The organism is Muricauda sp. SCSIO 65647 (assembly GCF_021534965.1).
Lineage (GTDB): Bacteria > Bacteroidota > Bacteroidia > Flavobacteriales > Flavobacteriaceae > Flagellimonas_A.
This window is the reverse complement of sequence record NZ_CP091037.1, coordinates 321,367-339,579: the sequence shown is the minus strand read 5'-3', so window position 1 is coordinate 339,579 and position 18,213 is coordinate 321,367. Positions and strand designations below refer to the sequence as shown.

The window sequence follows — 18,213 nt, the reverse complement described above, 5'->3', positions numbered from 1 at the left end:
TCGATTTTAAGTACCTTTGATATTTGCGAAAGGAGATGCCATGCGGAATTTTTTAAAGCTGAAAAAAAACAAATCCTTTGACTATAAACCTAGATATTACAAGGGTGAGGGCAATCCTTTTAAAATTGAACACAAACTCGATAAATTCAGAAGTACGGCGCATACGCAACGCGGATTGAAAAACAAGGTTACCTCTGCCTTCGAAGATCTGAAAACAGAGGGTGATAAGAACCTGAAGTTGCGTTTTTGGATTATTGTGGCCATCTTGGTCTTGATTTTCCTGTTTATCATTGACTTCGATTTATCTATATTTCTAAATCCCTAATGGCCGATATCGTACGACTTTTACCAGACCATGTTGCCAACCAAATTGCAGCGGGTGAAGTGGTACAACGACCAGCTTCGGTGGTCAAAGAATTGGTCGAGAATGCCATTGATGCCAAAGCTTCGGTGATTAAGCTCATTGTCAAAGAGGGGGGCAAATCACTGATACAAGTAGTCGATGATGGAGTGGGCATGAGTGTCACCGATGCCCGACTTTCGTTTGAACGGCACGCCACTTCAAAGATTACTTCAGCCGATGATCTGTTTGCTTTGCACACCAAGGGTTTTCGTGGTGAGGCCTTGGCCTCGATCGCGGCCATAGCACATGTCGATATGCTGACCAGAACCGCGAATGATGAGTTGGGCACTCAATTGCGCATTGAGGGCAGTAAGGTTGTTTCTCAAGAACCGGTGGCCACACCCAAAGGTACATCGGTGGCTGTGAAAAACCTGTTTTTCAATATCCCGGCGCGACGAAACTTTCTGAAATCAAATCAAGTGGAACTTCGACATATCACCGATGAATTTCATCGGGTCGCTTTGGCACATCCGATGATAGAATTCCATTTTTACAATAACGGTTCAGAGTTCTTCAATTTGCCCAAGACCAATTTGAGGCAGCGCATTGTACACGTCTTCGGATTGAAGATGAACGAGCGATTGGTGCCTGTCGATGAAGAGACCCAAGTGGCCAAGATTTCCGGATTCATCTGTAAGCCCGAATATGCCAAAAAGAGTAGGGGCGCACAGTTTTTCTTTGCCAATAACCGTTTTATCAAGAGTCCGTATCTGCACCATGCTGTGATAGCGGCTTTCGAAGGGCTTCTAAAGCCAGAAAGGGTACCCGGCTATTTTCTGTACTTAGAGGTGCCGCCCAACTCCATTGACATCAACATCCATCCGACAAAAACAGAGGTGAAATTTGATGATGAGAACACGTTATATGCCATTTTACGTTCAGCAATAAAACATGCCCTGGGCCAATTCAGTGTAGCTCCTGCACTTGATTTTGAACGTGACCCCAATCTTGACACACCTTATGCTTTTCAGCATAAAGGGGCTATTTTGCCCAAAGTGACGGTCGATGCCGATTTCAATCCTTTTCAAGAAAAACAAAAAGGTGGTGGCCAACAGACCTATCAAAAAGTGTCGACAAAAGGGTGGCAAAACCTGTACCCAGGTCTTGAGGGCATTGCCTCACAGAATTTTGAGCTCATATCACAAGAAACGACAAAGGAAGCTGAAGAACTGTTTGATGAACGAACAGAAAAAATTTCGTATGAAGTGGCCACCTTTCAGTACAAACGAAAGTACATTGTGACCACTATTAAATCGGGTATGTTGTTCATTGACCAGAATCGGGCACATCAAAGGGTTCTCTTTGAACAGTTTTTAAAGGAAATGACCGTAAATGAAGGCATCAGTCAGCAATTGCTCTTTCCGCTTAAGCTCGATTTTTCAAACGAGGAATTGCGTATTTTGAAAGAGATAAAGGGCAGTTTGAACACCATGGGCTTTTCATTCAAAGAAAGTGAAGATGGGGTCGTGGTCGTAGAAGGAATTCCTTTATCTGCCGAGCATGGCGATATTCAACGGCTCTTAAATGAGTTGATTTCAAATTATAGAGAGGATATTTCACAGGGCGAACTGTCACAGGCAGAGATTTTGGCAAGGACTTTGAGCAAGGCTTTGGCAGTAAAGAACGGAGAGGTGCTGGCCACCGAATCACAACTGGCATTGGTAAATGATCTGTTCAATTGTAAAGAACCGATGTTGAGTCCGTTTCAAAAAATGACCTATGTCACTATTTCTGAAGGTGATATCGAAAATAAATTCATATAAATGGGAGGATTGACCGAAGGTGTAAAACATTTGCTGATTATCAACGTACTGCTCTTTATTGGGGTATACCTGTATGGCGATCAGTTGTACGAATGGTTGGCCCTCTGGTTTTTTGAGCACCCCAACTTTAGATGGTGGCAAGTGGTCTCACATATGTTCATGCACGGGGGGGTGATGCACATAGTGTTCAATATGTATGCACTCTGGGCCTTTGGCACTCCTTTAGAACGTGTTTGGGGGCGAAACAAGTTTCTGTTCTTTTACTTTTCTGCCGGCTTTGGTGCGGCACTGTTGCATACAGGGGTCAATTATTATTTTGTCAATGAAGGATTAAACGCCATTATTGGTTCTGGTATTTCGGAAAAGGAAATTTTTGATATCGTATCGCAAGGAAAGTATAGTCCGAGCTGGTACAATATGGCATCAAAAGATACGATAGATAGTTTTTTAAGTGCGTTCAACACACCGGCTGTGGGCGCTTCAGGGGCTATTTATGGCATTTTGGTCGCTTTTGCCTTTATGTATTCAGAAGCCGAGCTCATGTTGATCTTTTTGCCCATACCCATTAAGGCCAAATATTTTGTTCCGCTATTGATTCTTGGCGACTTGATTTTTGGCTTCACCAATGTCAACACCGGAATTGCCCATTTCGCCCATGTGGGTGGCGCATTGGTCGGGTTTATCATCATGTGGTATTGGAAGAAAAACCAGTTTAACCAAAATCGTTGGGATCGCTAATGGCAACAGGTGGCATACGATATCATTATTCTAGGTTGAACATTGCCGAAAAACTCATTGTTCTGAATGTCTTGGTCTTTATTTTGGATGGACTATCGTTAGCACTAATGGGTAAATCAACGGTCAGTTGGTTTCAATTACCCAAAGAGTTCTTCGATTTTTTGGCAAAGCCTTGGGCATTGGTCACCTATTCTTTTTTTCATGGTGGGTTTTGGCATCTTTTCTGGAATATGCTCATGCTCTATTTTACTGGAAGAATCTTTCTGAACCTTTTCGATGCGAAGCGGTTTTTGACCGTCTATTTTCTTGGAGTGCTGGTAGGCGGATCGGTATTCTTGCTCAGCTACAACATCTTTCCGACCCTCATAGACCAGAATACTGCATTGATCGGTGCTTCTGCCGGAGTGACAGCGGTTTTGATCTTTATCTGTGCCTATATTCCCAATCAAGAGGTGCGCATCATATTTTTTAATGTAAAGCTTTGGTACGTTGGCGTTTTCTTTGTGTTGATCGATTTGTTACAGATACCTTATGGTGGTAATATAGGGGGGCGTTTGGCACATTTGGGTGGCGCATTGTTAGGGTACTTGTATGCACGCCAGCTGTTGAACGGCAATGACATCGGCGAAGGATTTTCAAAACTTCTTGATAGTATTGGCAATCTGTTCAGACCAAGGGAAAAGAGGGCCCCGATGAAAACTGTTTACAAGAAAAGCGGTACCGGCAAGCGAGGCTCGAAAACCGTTGATTACGACAAAGAGGCCAAACAGCGAAAAATTGATGCCATATTGGACAAGATCAGCAAATCAGGTTATGAAAGCCTATCACAAGCAGAAAAAGACTTTTTGTTCAAGGCCGGTAAAGAAGATTGATACGTGAAAAAATTATCAAAGTTTCAAAAGATCGTTTTGGTCGTAAACATTGTTTTTGCCTTTTTGCTGATGTTGGCTTTGCCATCAGGACATATTTCTTCTGCGAAAGTTCCTTTTTTTGCTTTTTTGGCCCTATTGGTACCTACGTTGGTGGCGATCAATATCGTATTTTTGGTTTTTTGGGCCTTATCTAAGAAAATACACCTTCTACTTTCTTTGTTGACACTCATTTTAAGTTACGCTTTGTTGGAACCATTCATAAAGTGGTCGAAGAATTCAAATGTAAATGGTGATCAGAACGATTTGCGAATAATGTCGTTCAATTCCAGATCGTTCGACCGTTGGGCAGAATATGACGGTGAATACGTAATAGGTGATGAAATAGTTGCGTTTGTAAAATCGCAATCTCCAGATATCGTTTGCTTTCAAGAGTTCTACTATAGATACCTTGAAGAGTTTGAAGAAGATTACCCCTATCAATATATGAGTTATGAGCCACAATTTACCAAATCGATTTTGGTCACCATATCAAGATACCCTTTGTTGAACTGTCAATCGATGCGATTCCCGAATACCGGTAATAATGGCGCTTACTGTGATGTTTTATTTACGAAAGATACACTCAGGGTCTATAATCTTCACATGCAATCGGCGCAAGTGATTCCGACTGCCGAGGCTATTTCGAACGAACCGTCTTCAAGGTTGTTCAAACGGCTATCATATACCTTTAAAAGGCAACAAGAACAGGCCGAGTTGGTACGTGACCATCGGACCAAGAATAGTTATAGGCAGATTATTTGTGGAGATTTTAACAACAATCAGTTTTCAAGCTCGTACCATACCGTTATTGGTGATGATTTTCAAGACACTTTTTTAGAAAAGGGCAATGGTTTTGGCCGAACCTATAGTCTATTTGGCATTCCGCAACGAATAGACTTCATACTTGCCGATGAGACCTTCGAGGTCATCGACCACCAAAACTTCGATGTTGAACTCTCAGATCATTATCCGATCATGGCCACCTTAAAATTGAAGGCGGAGTAATACACAATCAACAAAGTCCGCAAGAATGTGAATAAGAAAAGCCCATCCGAAGATGCGGGTTTTTGTATGCGCCAACAATAATGTGTAGAAACCAATGGCCAAATAGCCATGTAAAAAATGAAAACCTATACTACAGCGATCAGGGTCAAAAACAGGATTTGCCCATAAGTGATCGATATCGATGACCAGCCCTGATAACAAAATCACTATGGCCCAAAAGCGTTTCTTCGGATAACAGAGATATCCAATAAATATGGGCACCAAAAAGTGAATGCCATAATGGATGATGAACCTAAGCATCGAGAAAATCGAGTTTTTGTTGTCTTAGGTAATTAAGAGAATTCGTACCCTCGTTGAAGAGTAGGTCAAGAATGCTACAATTGGGCACAAAACCGTTACGATCTTCAAAGACTTGGCCATAAGGTCGCTGTTGCACATCAAACGTTCTTTTGGCGATGACCAAAAACCGACCATCGATTTCTTGGCTTGGCTCAACTTCATAGGTTTCCTTTTTTTGTGAGGGAAAATCCATGGCCAATAATGAACATATTGTTTCTATGGCCCTTAAATTGAAATCCAACAAAAAATCAAACCTTTCTTCGAATAGGGGAGCCAAAAGGTCTTCATAAAACTCAAAAAAGGGAGATGATCTGTAGGCCGTCTGTAACGTTTTGAAATGTAGTTTTTGCCAAGGATACGAATTGTCTAAACACACTTCCCGATATCTTTGTCTACCTTGATTTCCGCCAACATGTTTTATCGGTATGTTGAGCATTTGTCGCCCTTGGTCGGTACAGATATGGCAACGGTTTCTATAGGTTTGCTTTTGGTAGTTGTCACTTGTCTCCCAAATCACGTCTTTCTGTGCCATCACGGCAAATGTGGCGATGTTCGGAAAGTAGGTCGGGTGCAACAGAACTTTCAAGGGCCTATGTTTTTGATTTCCTACGTTTTCTAAAGAAATCAAAAATGAACCACCCCGCGAGGGCAAGCAAAAAGTACTTAAAATATGAAATAGGCTCGCCGTTGCCACCAACAGTGGTGAAAAAGCGTCCCCAGCGCGGTCTCCATTTAAAGAAGCCCTTGTCAAAATTGTCAAAGCTCATCCATATGAAAACAGGTTTGCCCACAATATGGTTTTCAGGCACGTAGCCCCATGCGCGACTATCTTCAGAATGATCGCGGTTGTCACCCATCATCCAATAATAGTTCTGCTTGAACGTATATGAATCTGCTTCCTTGCCGTTGATGAAAACTTGATTTCCCTTGACCAATACTTCGTTGTGCTCATAATCCCTGATGATTTTTTTGTAGAGCGGAATGGTCTTGTCATTAATGGCTACCGTGGTACCGGCCTCGGGAATATAGATCGGACCAAAATTATCGGTATTCCATTGGTAATACGGATTTTGTGGAAATACATTGTAGCCAGATTTTCCCTTTGGTTCAATTTGCATGACCACCGAATCGATGCTTGAATTTTTTTTGAGCTCCCTCACCATTTCATCCGTCATGTTGGCGATGCGCTGTTTTGGGGTCTCTTCCTTTAACGATAGTCTCAATTGGCGGATCAGTTCGGTGGGTAAGCCTTCTTCATCGGTAAAGATTTTGGCTTTGCCCGTTTCATCAGCACCAACTTGATAACCAAACCGGCGCAATGAGGTAACTTGACTTTGATCTATACTGGCCGGTACATAGAACCGGGTAAAACTATCGGCCCCGACCTCGTTCAGCAATCGGCTCGACACTCCCTTTTGGGAGTAGATGATTCGATTGTACATTTTTTTTGCCCTATCGGGAAGTTCAAGTGGCTTGCCATTGATATGAACGATTCCATCGATGATTTCGAGCGAATCGCCAGCTACACCAGTACATCTTTTTACATAGTTCGATTTTTTGTCGATAGGTTTTTCGACCGCTTCTTCTGCTTTGAAAAACACCCTTACGGTATCTGCGGGCCAACTGATGACCACTAAATCACTTCGTTTTACCTTTTGAAAACCAGGAAGCCTCATATAGGGCAATTGTGGCTTTCTTAAGTAAGAGCGAACACCCAAACCGGGCAGTGTATCATGTACCATGGGAGCGGCTATGGTGGTCATGGGTACCCGTGCCCCATAGTGCATCTTGCTGACAAACAAAAAATCTCCAACACGAAGCGTACGCTCTAGCGATCCGGTCGGAATCACATAGGGCTGAATGAAATAGGTATGTACAAAAGTTGCGGCGACGATGGCAAAAACGATTGAGCTCACCCATTCACCCAATCCGGTTCTGGGTTTCAAGCTACGATCTTGGATATATTGCACATCTTCAACATAGTTGAGATAATAGATGTAAAAACCAAGGGTCAGAATCACCAGCCAAGTATCCCAAATCTTGTTCTTGCCAAAACTTCGAATGGTCTCGACCCAGATTACGGGAAACATTAGCAGGTTGATGATGGGAATGAACAATAGAAGCACCCACCATTTGGGCCGTCTAATGATCTGCATCAAAACAATGCCGTTGTAAATGGGTATGGCAGCTTCCCATGCCTTACGGCCCGCCTTGATATACAGTTTCCAAGTTCCCAAAAAGTGAACGACCTGTATTACTAAGATGAAGATGATCCACTGAGTTCCGTTCATATGTAGTTTATTTTTAGACTATGTCAATGCTAAATTGTTACGTTCGCTGTCAAAGGTTTAGCACATCTTTCATGGAAAAAACGCCGGTTTTGTCTACCAACCATTCAGCGGCGATGATGGCGCCAAGTGCAAAACCCTGTCGGTTATGGGCAGTATGCTTTATCTCTATACTGTCAATGGCGCTATCATAGCTTACCAAGTGTGTGCCCGGTACCTCTCCTTCCCGTTTTGAACGAATGGGGATTTCGTTTTTGTTGCCTTCGTGCAAGGTCCAACCAGTGTAATCTGAATTGTGAACTACTCCCTTGGCCAAGGTAATGGCAGTACCACTGGGGGCATCCAATTTGTGTACATGGTGTATTTCTTCCATTGAAACCTTATATTCATCAAAGCCATTCATCATTTTTGCCAGTTTTTCGTTCAGTTCAAAAAAAAGATTGACACCAAGACTGAAATTACTGGCATAAATGAAGGCTCCTTTTTTCTCGTTGCAATACTCGGTTATTTCATCATATCTGTCAAGCCATCCTGTTGTGCCCGAAACAATGGGCACACCATGATCGATGCAGTTTCTGATATTGTCAAAAGCTGCGGTCGGCGTGCTGAAATCAATGGCACAGTCCATTTGGTCAAAGTCAATGTCTTGGGTACCAACATCCACTTTGGCGACAACCTGATGATTGCGCTGTGATGCCAATTGCGCTAGCATTTTACCCATTTTCCCATATCCGAACAAGCCAATTCTCATTATTCAAAATTTTATGGTCATGGCCAACCCATAATTGGGGCTGGAAGTTACGGGGTTCATGTTGAGATATGGTTTTATGTCAAACCCCAAGTTTTCATCTACGTTGTACTGTTTCAAATGGGCATCGACATTGGCATCAATGATATTCAACGCATAGAGTGCAATGGTGATGAGCAAAGCAAGGTCACGGTCTCGTTGAAAACGTTCTTGGGCATTTTCAAGGGCTTCGTCGGTGACATCGGGTGTGGTCTTGCCAGGGTCTGGTTCGCCCAAATCAAAGAACTCATCGATCAAACCTGCCCTTCGCTGTTTGAATGCGGTCCGGTATCGGTTGTATTCGGTGTTATTGATCGAATATACATAGATACCGGTGCCAAGTGCACCCCAGACGATCGGGGCTTTCCAATATCGCTTATTGTAAATCTGGCCCAGACCCGGTAGAATGGCAGAATAAAAGGCGGCCTTGCTTGGGGCCAAGGGGTTGATGGCCTTACGTTCAAATGTTGCCACTTCGACACTTACCCCTTCTTTCTTTAGCGCAGTGGTGAGTGAATCTTTGGTTTTTTCGGTTTGGGTTTCTGTTTCCTCTTGGGAAAAGACAAAATTTCCGAAAAGAATCAATAGGAATAGGATACCAAGGTTTCTAACCACCTGCCAATATTTTTTTTAGACGCTTGAACTCCTCCTTTGAATGAAAAGGGATGACTATTTTTCCTTTCCCTTTTGAGGAAGCAGTGATATTCACCTTTGTTTCGAGATAGTCTCTGATGTCATCGATGTTTTTAGAGACATAATCGGGGAGCTCTTTTTTTGGGGTCTTTTTTTTGGAAGGTCTTTTGCCGTTTATCGATTCTTGATATGATTTTACCAGTCTTTCAGTTTCCCTAACCGAAAGTGCATCGGCAACCACTTGTTCGTAAATGTCAATTTGGTCTTTAGACTTTTGAATATTGATCAGGGCCCTACCGTGACCCATGGTTATGAATCCATCGCGTATTCCCGTTTGAATGATGGGGTCAAGTTTCAGTAGTCTAAGGTAGTTTGAAATGGTCGAGCGTTTTTTGCCTACCCGTTCACTCAATTGCTCTTGGGTTACTTGAACCTCTTCAATCAACCTTTGATAAGAAAGTGCAATTTCTATCGGGTCAAGATCTTGTCGCTGAATGTTCTCGACCAAGGCCATTTCGAGCGATTCTTGATCATTTGCAATGCGGATATAAGCTGGGATTGTCTGCAACCCCACCAATTTCGAGGCACGATAACGACGTTCGCCTGAAACCAATTGATATTTGTCGAAGTCAAGCTTTCTTACGGTAATCGGCTGTATAATGCCCAATTCCCTTATACTACTGGCCAACTCTTTCAGTGCCTCATCGTTGAAGTTAGACCTTGGCTGAAACGGATTGACGGCAATGGAATCGACATCAAGCTCGACCACATTGCCGATAACCTTATCGGCATTCTTATCTTGTGCTGATTGAATATCGTTGTCAGGATCTTTTAAAAGGGCAGACAAGCCCCTGCCCAGTGCCTGTTTTTTGGTTGCTTTCGCCATCTAGACTTTCTCCTTGTTTTTTTTCAACAGTTCGTTGGCAAGATTCAGATAATTGGCCGCACCTTTGCTGCTGGCATCATATTTTATGATGCTTTCACCATAACTGGGTGCTTCGCTCAGTCTGACATTTCTTTGTATGATGGTATCGAAGACCATGTCACCGAAGTGCTTGCGTACTTCTTCGACCACTTGATTTGAAAGACGTAGCCTTGAGTCGTACATGGTTAGCAGCATACCCTCGATATCAAGGTCCATATTGTGTATTTTTTGTACACTTTTTACGGTATTGAGTAGCTTGCCAAGTCCCTCCAAGGCAAAATATTCGCATTGGATCGGAATCATCACAGAATCTGCCGCAGTAAGGGCATTAAGTGTTAAAAGGCCCAATGAGGGAGCACAATCGATCAATACATAATCATAGACCTGTTTCAACCCCTGAATGGCCTCTTTCATCATGTATTCACGATTGTCTTTGTCGACCAGTTCAATCTCGATGGCCACCAAGTCAATGTGCGCGGGAATCAAATCTACATTTGGCGAATCGGTCTCGATAATGACCTCACCCGCTGAAAACGTATGTTCAAGTAGTTGATACGTTCCCTTTTCTATACCCTCGACGTCGATACCAAGACCGGAAGTAGCATTTGCTTGGGGGTCTGCATCGATCAACAACACCTTTTTTTCCAAAACACCCAGTGAGGCAGCTAGGTTAACGGTGGTGGTCGTTTTGCCAACACCGCCTTTTTGGTTCGCGATAGCAATTATCTTGCCCATTTCGTCAGTAAGTTAGAGGCTAAAAATACGATTATTTGTGCTTGCAAAAAATGTATTTTGTTAACACAAAGTGAATAAGTGCCACTTGTCGCGTTAAAGTACGTTAAAGTATGCTTTTTCAGGTATTTTTTGAATTGAAAACCAAAATTTTGGCTGCCTGTGAAATGACTTTCTTATCTAATTATGCAGCTTTTACCGCTATTGATTCTTAAAAAGAAATTCAATAAACGAAGTCACTCTTTTGCCAGCCGTTCTTGCTCGATTTTTTCGGCCAGTCTTTTGGGCAGTATAGGCTCAATCAAGGTTTTTTCTCTTCTGGCCCCATGAAATGGCTTTTTTATCAGTTCTGATTTCATCTTATCATCAACATTCGGATATTTATTGGTGCCTACAAGCACCAGTTTGCCCGAATCGAAGAGTTGCTGTTCTTTATCAGCGCTTTCCGCAATCTTTTTCTGGATGGTTCTTGATTTTAGCTGGCTCAAGAAACCTCCTGCATCCTCCAATTGTTTAAAAAGGCCCAGCGCCTTTTCAGCCAATTGACTGGTCAGGCTTTCAATATAGTATGTACCTGTAGTGGCAGAGGCGGCACCATCGAAATAGCTTTCGTTTTTCAACACCAACAGTTGGTTACGGGCAATTCGTTCTGCAAATGCGTTGCCTTCATGGTAGAGAGCATCATAGGCCATATTACAAACGGTATCGGCACCCCCCAGTACGGCAGACATACATTCGGTAGTGGTACGCAAGATATTGACATTGTAATCGTAAAGTGTTTTGTTGCGTTCGCTGGGCACTGCCAAAATATGGCAACCACCTTCTAAACCGTATTCTTTGCCAAGCGTTTCCCATAATAATCGAAGCGCACGAAGTTTGGCAATTTCAAAGAAATAGTTGGGCCCAATGGCTACCTTGAAAACAAAAGATTTCCCACTAAGGTTCGCAATGACATCTTGTGAGTGGTTCAGGTATTCGTTTGCATGGGCCAGGCCATAGGCCAATTGCTGCACGATATTGGCACCTCCATTTTGATAGATGGTGGTATCAATACCAAAAAAAGACTGTTGTTCGCTGCTTTTGCCTTGATTTATTATTTCGTTGAGTATTTCAAGATCGTTCGAATCTTGATTGAACCAATTTCCTGATTTGGCCAAGTGTCCGATAGGATCGAGCAACACATACACTTCTGGTTTTCCGTCTAAAAAATCAAGAAGGCCGAGTACTGTGTTTTTGTCTAAAAATGTGAACTCAAAATATAGTGGTATGGTATTGAAATCTATTCCCGCAAATGCATCTTTCCAATCGATGGCACGATTTTCAATTTTAAACCATAAACTTTCGGCACCTTTTTTTATGGCATTAAGTGTCTTGTTCTTTGCATCAGCGGTTTCATCGAGGTTGATGCATTCAGCTATTTTGAACGAGGCAGGTGTTTTAAACATAAAACCGGGTGCGTTTTCTAGGTCTTCGGTATGGTAAAATGGTTTTACCTTAATTCCTTCCAACGATTCCCATACCAAGGCCTCATTATAATCGGCACCCTTCAGGTCAACTTGGATCTTTTGTTTCCATTTCTTGGTCGAGATTGGCTCAAACTCGCTAAAAAGTGATTTTTCTTCCATCACACCTCTATTTTTGGTTTTGTCTTTTTTTGTTTTTGAGGCTGTCCTCATATTCAATAAGAAAGATTTCTTCTTCCTTTTTTTTCATGTAGTATTTTTCTCGTGCATATTTCTCCAACTCATCTTCACTCGATAATTTTTTTAGTACTTCACGGTCTTTTTCAATCTCAGCCTGAAGAAATTCTTTCTGTTTTTCCAATTTCTTGATTTCTTGGTTCAATTCGCGATGGATCAAGAGTGAATTGGTATCAAAGAAGGCCATCCAAATCACAAAAATGGTCAAGACCAAAATGTACATGTTGGCAAATATTTTGAACCATTTTTTTTCTTTCAATTCCTTCCATCCCATGATCAAGCCAATTTATTGTTGATGATGGTGCGTACCATATCGACCGCGACCGTATTGTAATGGTTGTTCGGTATGATGAGATCGGCAAATTCTTTTGTGGGCTCTATGAACTCGTTATGCATGGGCTTTACAGCAGTCTGATAGCGGTGCAAAACTTTCTCTAAATCATGCCCCCTCTCTTTGATGTCACGCTGCAACCTTCTGATCAAACGCTCATCAGAATCGGCGTGTACATAAATCTTGATATCGAACATTTCCCTTAATTTGGGATTGCCCAGCACCAAGATACCTTCAACGATAACAACTTCTTTGGGCCTGGTGGCAACGGTTTCATGCAATCGGGTCTCCTCGACAAAAGAATATACCGGAATTTCGACCACATTTCCTTTTTTCAGCGCTGTAAGATGCTCGATGAGCAAATCAAAATCAATGGAATTCGGGTGGTCAAAGTTTACTTGCCCACGTTCTTCCTTGGTAAGGTGCGAAAGATCTTTGTAATACGAATCTTGCGAGATGACTACCACTTGGTTCTCGGGCAGCTCATCTACAATCTGCTTGACCACTGTGGTTTTGCCGCATCCGGTTCCTCCGGCAATGCCAATAACGAGCATAGCTGAAAATTTAACCCAAAAGTAACAAAATGCTGGTAGCTTACTTTGAAACTCTTTCTATATTACGATGCATAGGTATTATAAATTCTTTTCCTAAAACATGACAGAATTCATATTATGGTGAATATGGCCTATGTAGTTTTACGCCTCGTTTTATGATTGTATATTTAAGCGTCTACATTTTAAACTGATTTTATGGGAAAACCACACATGCTCAAGGTCAATGGCCAATACGAGTTTGAACTTTCAGAGAGTGACCTTTCTGAACTCGATATGGCCAAAACAGGTGACCGAACGTACCACTTGCTCCATCAGAACCAATCGTACCACCTCACAATTGAATCAGAAGATTTCGACACCAAAAATTATGGCATAAGGGTCAACGGCAGTAGCTACAACGTTACGGTCGAAACCCCGTTAAATGCCCTTATCAAAGACATGGGCTTTGCCCTAAATGCCGGTAATCGGGTCGCCAATATCGAGGCTCCCATGCCCGGACTGATCTTGGAAATTTCAGCAAAAGAGGGTGAAGAGGTCAAAGAGGGCGACAACTTGCTGATTTTGGAGGCCATGAAGATGGAAAATGTCATTACATCGCCCCGTGATGGAACCATTAAGAAAATAACGGTCAAAAAAGGGCAGGCAGTAGAGAAAAAACACATATTGATCACTTTTGAAGAATAATGCCATTATGGATAAAATTTTAGTAGCTAACAGAGGCGAAATTGCAATACGGGTGATGCGAACAGCAAAGAAAATGGGCATCAAAACCGTAGCTGTTTTTTCTGAGGCGGATAGAAATGCACCACATGTTCGATATGCTGACGAAGCGGTCTGTATCGGACCACCGCCTTCAAACCAATCATATCTACTCGGAGATAAGATCATCGAGATTTCAAAAGAGCTGGGTGTTGACGGTATACATCCCGGCTATGGATTTCTCAGTGAGAATGCAGAGTTTGCCGAGGCGGTAGAAAAGAACGGAATCACGTTCATCGGGCCAAAGTCGCACGCCATTCGGGTGATGGGAAGCAAATTGGCGGCAAAAGAGGCGGTAAAAAAATATGATATTCCCATGGTGCCCGGTATCGATGAGGCCATTACCGATGTCGACAAGGCCCACGAGATCGCCCGTGAAATAGGGTTTCCCGTATTGATCAAGGCATCTGCCGGTGGTGGCGGAAAGGGTATGCGCATCGTTGATCGTGAAGAAAACCTCGAATCGCAGATGACCCGTGCCATTAGTGAGGCCACTTCTGCTTTTGGTGATGGTTCGGTGTTCATTGAAAAATATGTCACCTCTCCCCGCCATATCGAAATTCAGGTAATGGCCGATACCCATGGCAATATCTTGCATTTCTTTGAACGGGAGTGTAGCATACAACGTCGCCACCAAAAAGTGGTCGAAGAGGCACCCTCATCGGTCTTGACCCCTGAACTGCGTCACAAAATGGGCGTTGCCGCCACCAAAGTGGCCGAAGCCTGTGATTATGTCGGGGCCGGTACCGTCGAGTTTTTGATGGATGCAGACCTCAATTTCTACTTCTTGGAAATGAATACGCGCTTGCAGGTCGAACATCCTGTTTCAGAATTGATTTCAGGGGTAGATCTTGTTGAATTGCAGATTAAGGTAGCCCGGGGAGAAAAATTGGACATCAAACAAGAAGACCTTACAATAAATGGCCATGCCATGGAGCTTCGGGTCTATGCTGAAGATCCATTGAACGATTTCTTGCCCAGTGTGGGTAAATTGGAAAAATACAGATTACCGGTGGGCGAGGGCATACGGGTCGATAATGGTTTTGAAGAGGGGATGGACATTCCCATATACTACGATCCCATGTTGGCCAAATTGGTTACCTACGGCAAAACCCGTGAAGAGTCCATTTCGCTTATGCTACAGGCCATTGAGGCCTATGAGGTCGTGGGCGTGCAGACAACGCTTCCGTTTGGCACGTTTGTGATGCAGCATGAGGCGTTTCGCTCAGGAAAGTTTGATACGCACTTTGTGAAAAATTACTATTCGCCCAGTGCCATCCAAAAAAATAATGAGCAAGATGCCAAAGTAGCGGCAATGATGGCCCTGAAAAAATATTTCGAAGATCGAAAACAACTACGAATTCCGACAAACTGAACTATATGGATCCCAAAATAAAGAAGTTACAAGACAGAGTTACCGAGGCCCATTTGGGCGGTGGTGAAAAGCGCATTGAAAAACAACACGCCAAAAAGAAATTGACGGCCCGTGAGCGGATCGATTACTTGTTGGATGAAGGCTCATTCGAAGAAATGGGTATCTTGGTGACCCACCGTACCACTGATTTCGGGATGGACAAGGAAATCTATTTCGGCGATGGTGTGGTCACGGGCTATGGTACAGTGAATGGCCGTTTGGTGTATGTGTATGCACAAGACTTTACCGTTTTTGGCGGGGCCTTGTCCGAGACCCATGCCGAAAAAATCTGTAAGGTGATGGATTTGGCCATGAAAGTGGGTGCGCCTGTTATTGGTTTGAACGACTCAGGTGGTGCACGTATTCAAGAAGGGGTAAAATCGTTGGGCGGTTATGCCGATATTTTTTATCGCAACGTACAGGCCTCGGGAGTGATTCCGCAGATTTCGGCGATCATGGGGCCATGTGCCGGTGGCGCGGTATACTCTCCGGCCATGACCGACTTTATCATTATGGTCGAACAGACCAGTTATATGTTCGTTACGGGGCCCAATGTGGTCAAAACGGTGACCAATGAAGAAGTAACTTCTGAAGAATTGGGCGGAGCCGGTACCCATGCCTCAAAATCTGGTGTTGCCCATAAGACCTCACCTAACGATGCCGCCTGTTTAGAAGATGTCAAAAAGCTTTTGGGGTATCTTCCACAGAACAATCAAGAAACCACCCAAAAACTTGACTATGAGCTGGGAGATGAGATTCGCGAACAATTGAGGGGCATTGTACCTGACAATCCCAACAAGCCTTATGATATGCATGATGTCATCGATGGTATCATTGATGAGGATTCTTTTTATGAAATCCATAAAGATTATGCGGAGAACATCATCGTGGGCTTTGCCAGGCTAGGAGGGCGAAGCATCGGTGTCATTGCCAACAACCCTATGTTCTTGGCCGGGGTTCTTGGTGTAAAGAGCTCGACCAAGGCAGCACGCTTTACACGGTTCTGTGATGCATTCAATATTCCACTTTTGGTATTGGTCGATGTACCTGGATTCTTGCCCGGTACCGACCAAGAATGGAACGGTATCATCAACCATGGGGCGAAACTGTTGTACGCCCTAAGTGAGGCTACTGTGCCTCGGGTGACGGTAATCACCCGAAAAGCGTATGGTGGAGCCTATGATGTGATGAACTCAAAACACATCGGTGCAGATTTCAACTATGCATGGCCTACTGCAGAGATTGCGGTAATGGGCGCCAAAGGGGCCAGTGAAATCATTTTTAGGCGAGAAATCGCAGCTGCTGACGATCCAGAGGCCAAGCTAAAAGAAAAAGAGGCTGAATATGCCGATAAATTTGCGAATCCGTATCGAGCGGCCAGACGCGGTTTTGTCGATGAGGTGATCTTACCGGAGAATACCCGCAGAAAACTGTTGAAGACCTTTGCCATGCTTGAAAATAAAGAGGTGGAAACTCCTTGGAAAAAGCACGGGAACATTCCATTATAATCGTCTCCTTCAGGAGACAGCCAAAGGCATTTCAAATTTCACGAAAGACGGAAGGGACGCGATATCGATCCCCTCCGTCTTTTAACATTTTTGTCAGTATCCACTGCCCCTGAAAGCATTGTATATGCTGTTAACAAAACTATCACACTAAAATAGTGACCAGTCCATTGGGTAGCTGTACTTTTGCGCTATGCAAAATTTTCAGGACAAACCTACCTTGTCAGCCGATAAGCCCAACTTTGAGTTTATAGCGTTAATGGCATCGTTGATGTCTATTGTGGCATTGGCCATTGATATGCTTTTGCCCGCAATACCCAATATCGGTGAAACCATTGGAAACACCAATCCCAAAGACAGCCAGTTGTTCGTCACCATGATTTTCTTGGGCCTTGGTCTGGGCCAACTCTTCTTTGGGCCCTTATCAGACCAGTATGGGCGAAAACCTATGGTCTATGCCGGGTTTGTGGTATTTGGCATCGCCAGCTTCATTTGTTTGTTGGCCCCAAACCTTGAGGTCATGGTAATGGGCAGAATTTTACAGGGCATAGGGCTTTCATCGCACAGAACCATTGCCATTTCCATCATTAGGGATATGTATAAGGGAGATTATATGGCCAGGGTCATGTCTTTTGTCACTGCGTTCTTCATTTTGGTACCTGTTGTGGCACCTGCCTTGGGCAAGGTGATTTTAGATAACTTCAATTGGCAGACTATTTTTTATATCCATCTTGTGCTGGCCGCTTTGCTTTGGATTTGGTTCTGGAAACGGCAAGTCGAGACGCTAAAGCCAGAATACAAGATCAAGTTTTCACTTAGCAGTTTTATTGAAGGTGCCCAAGAGATGTTCAGGTATTCAGAAACTGTGGCCTTTACCCTTATTTCAGGGTTGGTCACGGGTTCTTTTTTGGTGTACTTGAGTTCGGCACAACATATCTTTGAAGACCAATATGGTCTGCGGGATGCTTTTCCCTATTTGTTTGCCGCATTGGCGATTTCAATCGGTACTTCAACCTTCACGAATGGTACCATGGTACTGCGGTTTGGTATGCGAAACCTTTCTTTTGCGGCCACTTTGGCGTTTAGTTGCATAGCCTTGCTCTATGTATTGTTGTTTTGGAATACTCCCAATCCTAACGTCATGATTCTGGTGGCTTTTTTGTTCTTTCAATTTTTCTGTTTGGGCTTTATGTGGGGCAACTTTCGATCGATCGCCATGGAACCCATCGGGCATATTGCCGGCATTGGCGCGGCCATCAACGGTTTTATCTCAACAATAATTTCGGTGCCGATCGCTTCGTGGATAGGCTCATATTTAGAAGATACTGCTCTGCCATTGTTTGTCGGCCTTGCGATTTGTGGATTTCTTTCAGCGGGTATTATTCTGATTTCCCGTAGAAAAAAAAGAGTGGTAACCGTTTGAAAT

General features: G+C 43.4%; 19 protein-coding genes. 9 read left to right on the top strand and 10 right to left on the bottom strand.

Annotation, left to right across the window (positions count from 1 at the left end):
- The first annotated feature begins 40 nt into the window (after nt 1–40).
- The 5 genes from L0P89_RS01425 to L0P89_RS01405 are packed head-to-tail and all read left to right on the top strand — an operon-like array spanning nt 41 to nt 4,820.
- A complete protein-coding gene (locus tag L0P89_RS01425) occupies nt 41–325 on the top strand; it encodes a riboflavin synthase subunit beta (RefSeq protein ID WP_235266630.1) in 285 nt (94 codons plus the stop codon).
- Entirely contained in the window at nt 325–2,166 is a 1,842-nt protein-coding gene (gene mutL, locus L0P89_RS01420) for a DNA mismatch repair endonuclease MutL (protein WP_235266629.1), read from the top strand. Before L0P89_RS01425 ends, mutL begins: the two co-directional genes overlap by 1 nt.
- Entirely contained in the window at nt 2,167–2,904 is a 738-nt protein-coding gene (locus tag L0P89_RS01415) for a rhomboid family intramembrane serine protease (RefSeq protein ID WP_235266628.1), read from the top strand.
- Nucleotides 2,904–3,776, top strand: a complete 873-nt coding sequence (locus L0P89_RS01410) for a rhomboid family intramembrane serine protease (RefSeq protein ID WP_235266624.1) — start codon at nt 2,904–2,906, stop codon at nt 3,774–3,776. The genes L0P89_RS01415 and L0P89_RS01410 overlap by 1 nt, the downstream gene beginning before the upstream one ends.
- A gap of 3 nt (nt 3,777–3,779) precedes the next feature.
- On the top strand, nt 3,780–4,820 hold the full coding sequence (locus tag L0P89_RS01405; protein WP_235266622.1) for an endonuclease/exonuclease/phosphatase family protein: 1,041 nt from the start codon (nt 3,780–3,782) through the stop codon (nt 4,818–4,820).
- Here L0P89_RS01405 and L0P89_RS01400 read toward each other — a convergent pair.
- The 10 genes from L0P89_RS01400 to udk all read right to left on the bottom strand — a co-directional run bounded on the left by L0P89_RS01400 (nt 4,800) and on the right by udk (nt 13,109).
- Nucleotides 4,800–5,120, bottom strand: coding sequence for a DUF6122 family protein (locus L0P89_RS01400; protein WP_235266621.1), 321 nt, complete (start codon nt 5,118–5,120; stop codon nt 4,800–4,802). The two genes, L0P89_RS01405 and L0P89_RS01400, sit on opposite strands and share 21 nt — an antisense overlap.
- Nucleotides 5,113–5,745 carry a WbqC family protein gene (locus L0P89_RS01395; RefSeq protein ID WP_235266620.1) on the bottom strand — a complete coding sequence of 211 codons (633 nt, stop codon included), beginning with the start codon at nt 5,743–5,745 and terminating at the stop codon, nt 5,113–5,115. Before L0P89_RS01395 ends, L0P89_RS01400 begins: the two co-directional genes overlap by 8 nt.
- Before the next feature lie 4 nt (nt 5,746–5,749).
- Nucleotides 5,750–7,450 carry a signal peptidase I gene (gene lepB, locus L0P89_RS01390; RefSeq protein WP_235266619.1) on the bottom strand — a complete coding sequence of 567 codons (1,701 nt, stop codon included), beginning with the start codon at nt 7,448–7,450 and terminating at the stop codon, nt 5,750–5,752.
- 49 nt (nt 7,451–7,499) lie between these two features.
- Entirely contained in the window at nt 7,500–8,198 is a 699-nt protein-coding gene (dapB, locus tag L0P89_RS01385; RefSeq protein WP_235266617.1) for a 4-hydroxy-tetrahydrodipicolinate reductase, read from the bottom strand.
- 3 nt (nt 8,199–8,201) lie between these two features.
- Nucleotides 8,202–8,849, bottom strand: a complete 648-nt coding sequence (locus tag L0P89_RS01380; protein WP_235266616.1) for a DUF5683 domain-containing protein — start codon at nt 8,847–8,849, stop codon at nt 8,202–8,204.
- The gene (locus tag L0P89_RS01375; RefSeq protein WP_235266615.1) at nt 8,842–9,753 is read right to left on the bottom strand and encodes a ParB/RepB/Spo0J family partition protein; all 912 of its coding nucleotides are present in this window, start codon (nt 9,751–9,753) and stop codon (nt 8,842–8,844) included. Before L0P89_RS01375 ends, L0P89_RS01380 begins: the two co-directional genes overlap by 8 nt.
- Nucleotides 9,754–10,527 carry a ParA family protein gene (locus tag L0P89_RS01370; protein WP_235266614.1) on the bottom strand — a complete coding sequence of 258 codons (774 nt, stop codon included), beginning with the start codon at nt 10,525–10,527 and terminating at the stop codon, nt 9,754–9,756. It lies immediately after the preceding gene.
- Between the two features lie 233 nt (nt 10,528–10,760).
- A complete protein-coding gene (locus tag L0P89_RS01365) occupies nt 10,761–12,149 on the bottom strand; it encodes a methylmalonyl-CoA mutase subunit beta (RefSeq protein WP_235266613.1) in 1,389 nt (462 codons plus the stop codon).
- A gap of 7 nt (nt 12,150–12,156) precedes the next feature.
- A complete protein-coding gene (locus L0P89_RS01360; protein ID WP_235266612.1) occupies nt 12,157–12,498 on the bottom strand; it encodes an FtsB family cell division protein in 342 nt (113 codons plus the stop codon).
- 2 nt (nt 12,499–12,500) lie between these two features.
- The gene (udk, locus tag L0P89_RS01355; RefSeq protein ID WP_235266611.1) at nt 12,501–13,109 is read right to left on the bottom strand and encodes a uridine kinase; all 609 of its coding nucleotides are present in this window, start codon (nt 13,107–13,109) and stop codon (nt 12,501–12,503) included.
- 195 nt (nt 13,110–13,304) lie between these two features.
- On the opposite strand from udk, the gene L0P89_RS01350 reads away from it, so the two are divergent.
- From L0P89_RS01350 to L0P89_RS01335, 4 genes are all read left to right on the top strand, one after another.
- Nucleotides 13,305–13,793: an acetyl-CoA carboxylase biotin carboxyl carrier protein subunit gene (locus L0P89_RS01350; RefSeq protein ID WP_235266610.1), complete on the top strand. Its 489-nt coding sequence runs from the start codon at nt 13,305–13,307 to the stop codon at nt 13,791–13,793.
- Nucleotides 13,794–13,800: 7 nt separating this feature from the next.
- Nucleotides 13,801–15,243: an acetyl/propionyl/methylcrotonyl-CoA carboxylase subunit alpha gene (locus tag L0P89_RS01345; RefSeq protein ID WP_235266609.1), complete on the top strand. Its 1,443-nt coding sequence runs from the start codon at nt 13,801–13,803 to the stop codon at nt 15,241–15,243.
- Between the two features lie 5 nt (nt 15,244–15,248).
- Nucleotides 15,249–16,790, top strand: coding sequence for an acyl-CoA carboxylase subunit beta (locus tag L0P89_RS01340; protein WP_235266608.1), 1,542 nt, complete (start codon nt 15,249–15,251; stop codon nt 16,788–16,790).
- Nucleotides 16,791–16,980: 190 nt separating this feature from the next.
- Nucleotides 16,981–18,210, top strand: a complete 1,230-nt coding sequence (locus L0P89_RS01335; RefSeq protein ID WP_235266607.1) for a multidrug effflux MFS transporter — start codon at nt 16,981–16,983, stop codon at nt 18,208–18,210.
- Nucleotides 18,211–18,213 lie beyond the last annotated feature (3 nt).

Coding starts and splice junctions, on each gene's coding strand:
- L0P89_RS01425 (WP_235266630.1), top strand. CDS start 41: ATGCGGAATTTTTTAAAGCTGAAAAAAAACAAATCCTTTGACTATAAA.
- mutL (WP_235266629.1), top strand. CDS start 325: ATGGCCGATATCGTACGACTTTTACCAGACCATGTTGCCAACCAAATT.
- L0P89_RS01415 (WP_235266628.1), top strand. CDS start 2,167: ATGGGAGGATTGACCGAAGGTGTAAAACATTTGCTGATTATCAACGTA.
- L0P89_RS01410 (WP_235266624.1), top strand. CDS start 2,904: ATGGCAACAGGTGGCATACGATATCATTATTCTAGGTTGAACATTGCC.
- L0P89_RS01400 (WP_235266621.1), bottom strand. CDS start 5,120: ATGCTTAGGTTCATCATCCATTATGGCATTCACTTTTTGGTGCCCATA.
- lepB (WP_235266619.1), bottom strand. CDS start 7,450: ATGAACGGAACTCAGTGGATCATCTTCATCTTAGTAATACAGGTCGTT.
- dapB (WP_235266617.1), bottom strand. CDS start 8,198: ATGAGAATTGGCTTGTTCGGATATGGGAAAATGGGTAAAATGCTAGCG.
- L0P89_RS01375 (WP_235266615.1), bottom strand. CDS start 9,753: ATGGCGAAAGCAACCAAAAAACAGGCACTGGGCAGGGGCTTGTCTGCC.
- L0P89_RS01370 (WP_235266614.1), bottom strand. CDS start 10,527: ATGGGCAAGATAATTGCTATCGCGAACCAAAAAGGCGGTGTTGGCAAA.
- L0P89_RS01365 (WP_235266613.1), bottom strand. CDS start 12,149: ATGGAAGAAAAATCACTTTTTAGCGAGTTTGAGCCAATCTCGACCAAG.
- L0P89_RS01360 (WP_235266612.1), bottom strand. CDS start 12,498: ATGGGATGGAAGGAATTGAAAGAAAAAAAATGGTTCAAAATATTTGCC.
- udk (WP_235266611.1), bottom strand. CDS start 13,109: ATGCTCGTTATTGGCATTGCCGGAGGAACCGGATGCGGCAAAACCACA.
- L0P89_RS01350 (WP_235266610.1), top strand. CDS start 13,305: ATGGGAAAACCACACATGCTCAAGGTCAATGGCCAATACGAGTTTGAA.
- L0P89_RS01345 (WP_235266609.1), top strand. CDS start 13,801: ATGGATAAAATTTTAGTAGCTAACAGAGGCGAAATTGCAATACGGGTG.
- L0P89_RS01340 (WP_235266608.1), top strand. CDS start 15,249: ATGGATCCCAAAATAAAGAAGTTACAAGACAGAGTTACCGAGGCCCAT.
- L0P89_RS01335 (WP_235266607.1), top strand. CDS start 16,981: ATGCAAAATTTTCAGGACAAACCTACCTTGTCAGCCGATAAGCCCAAC.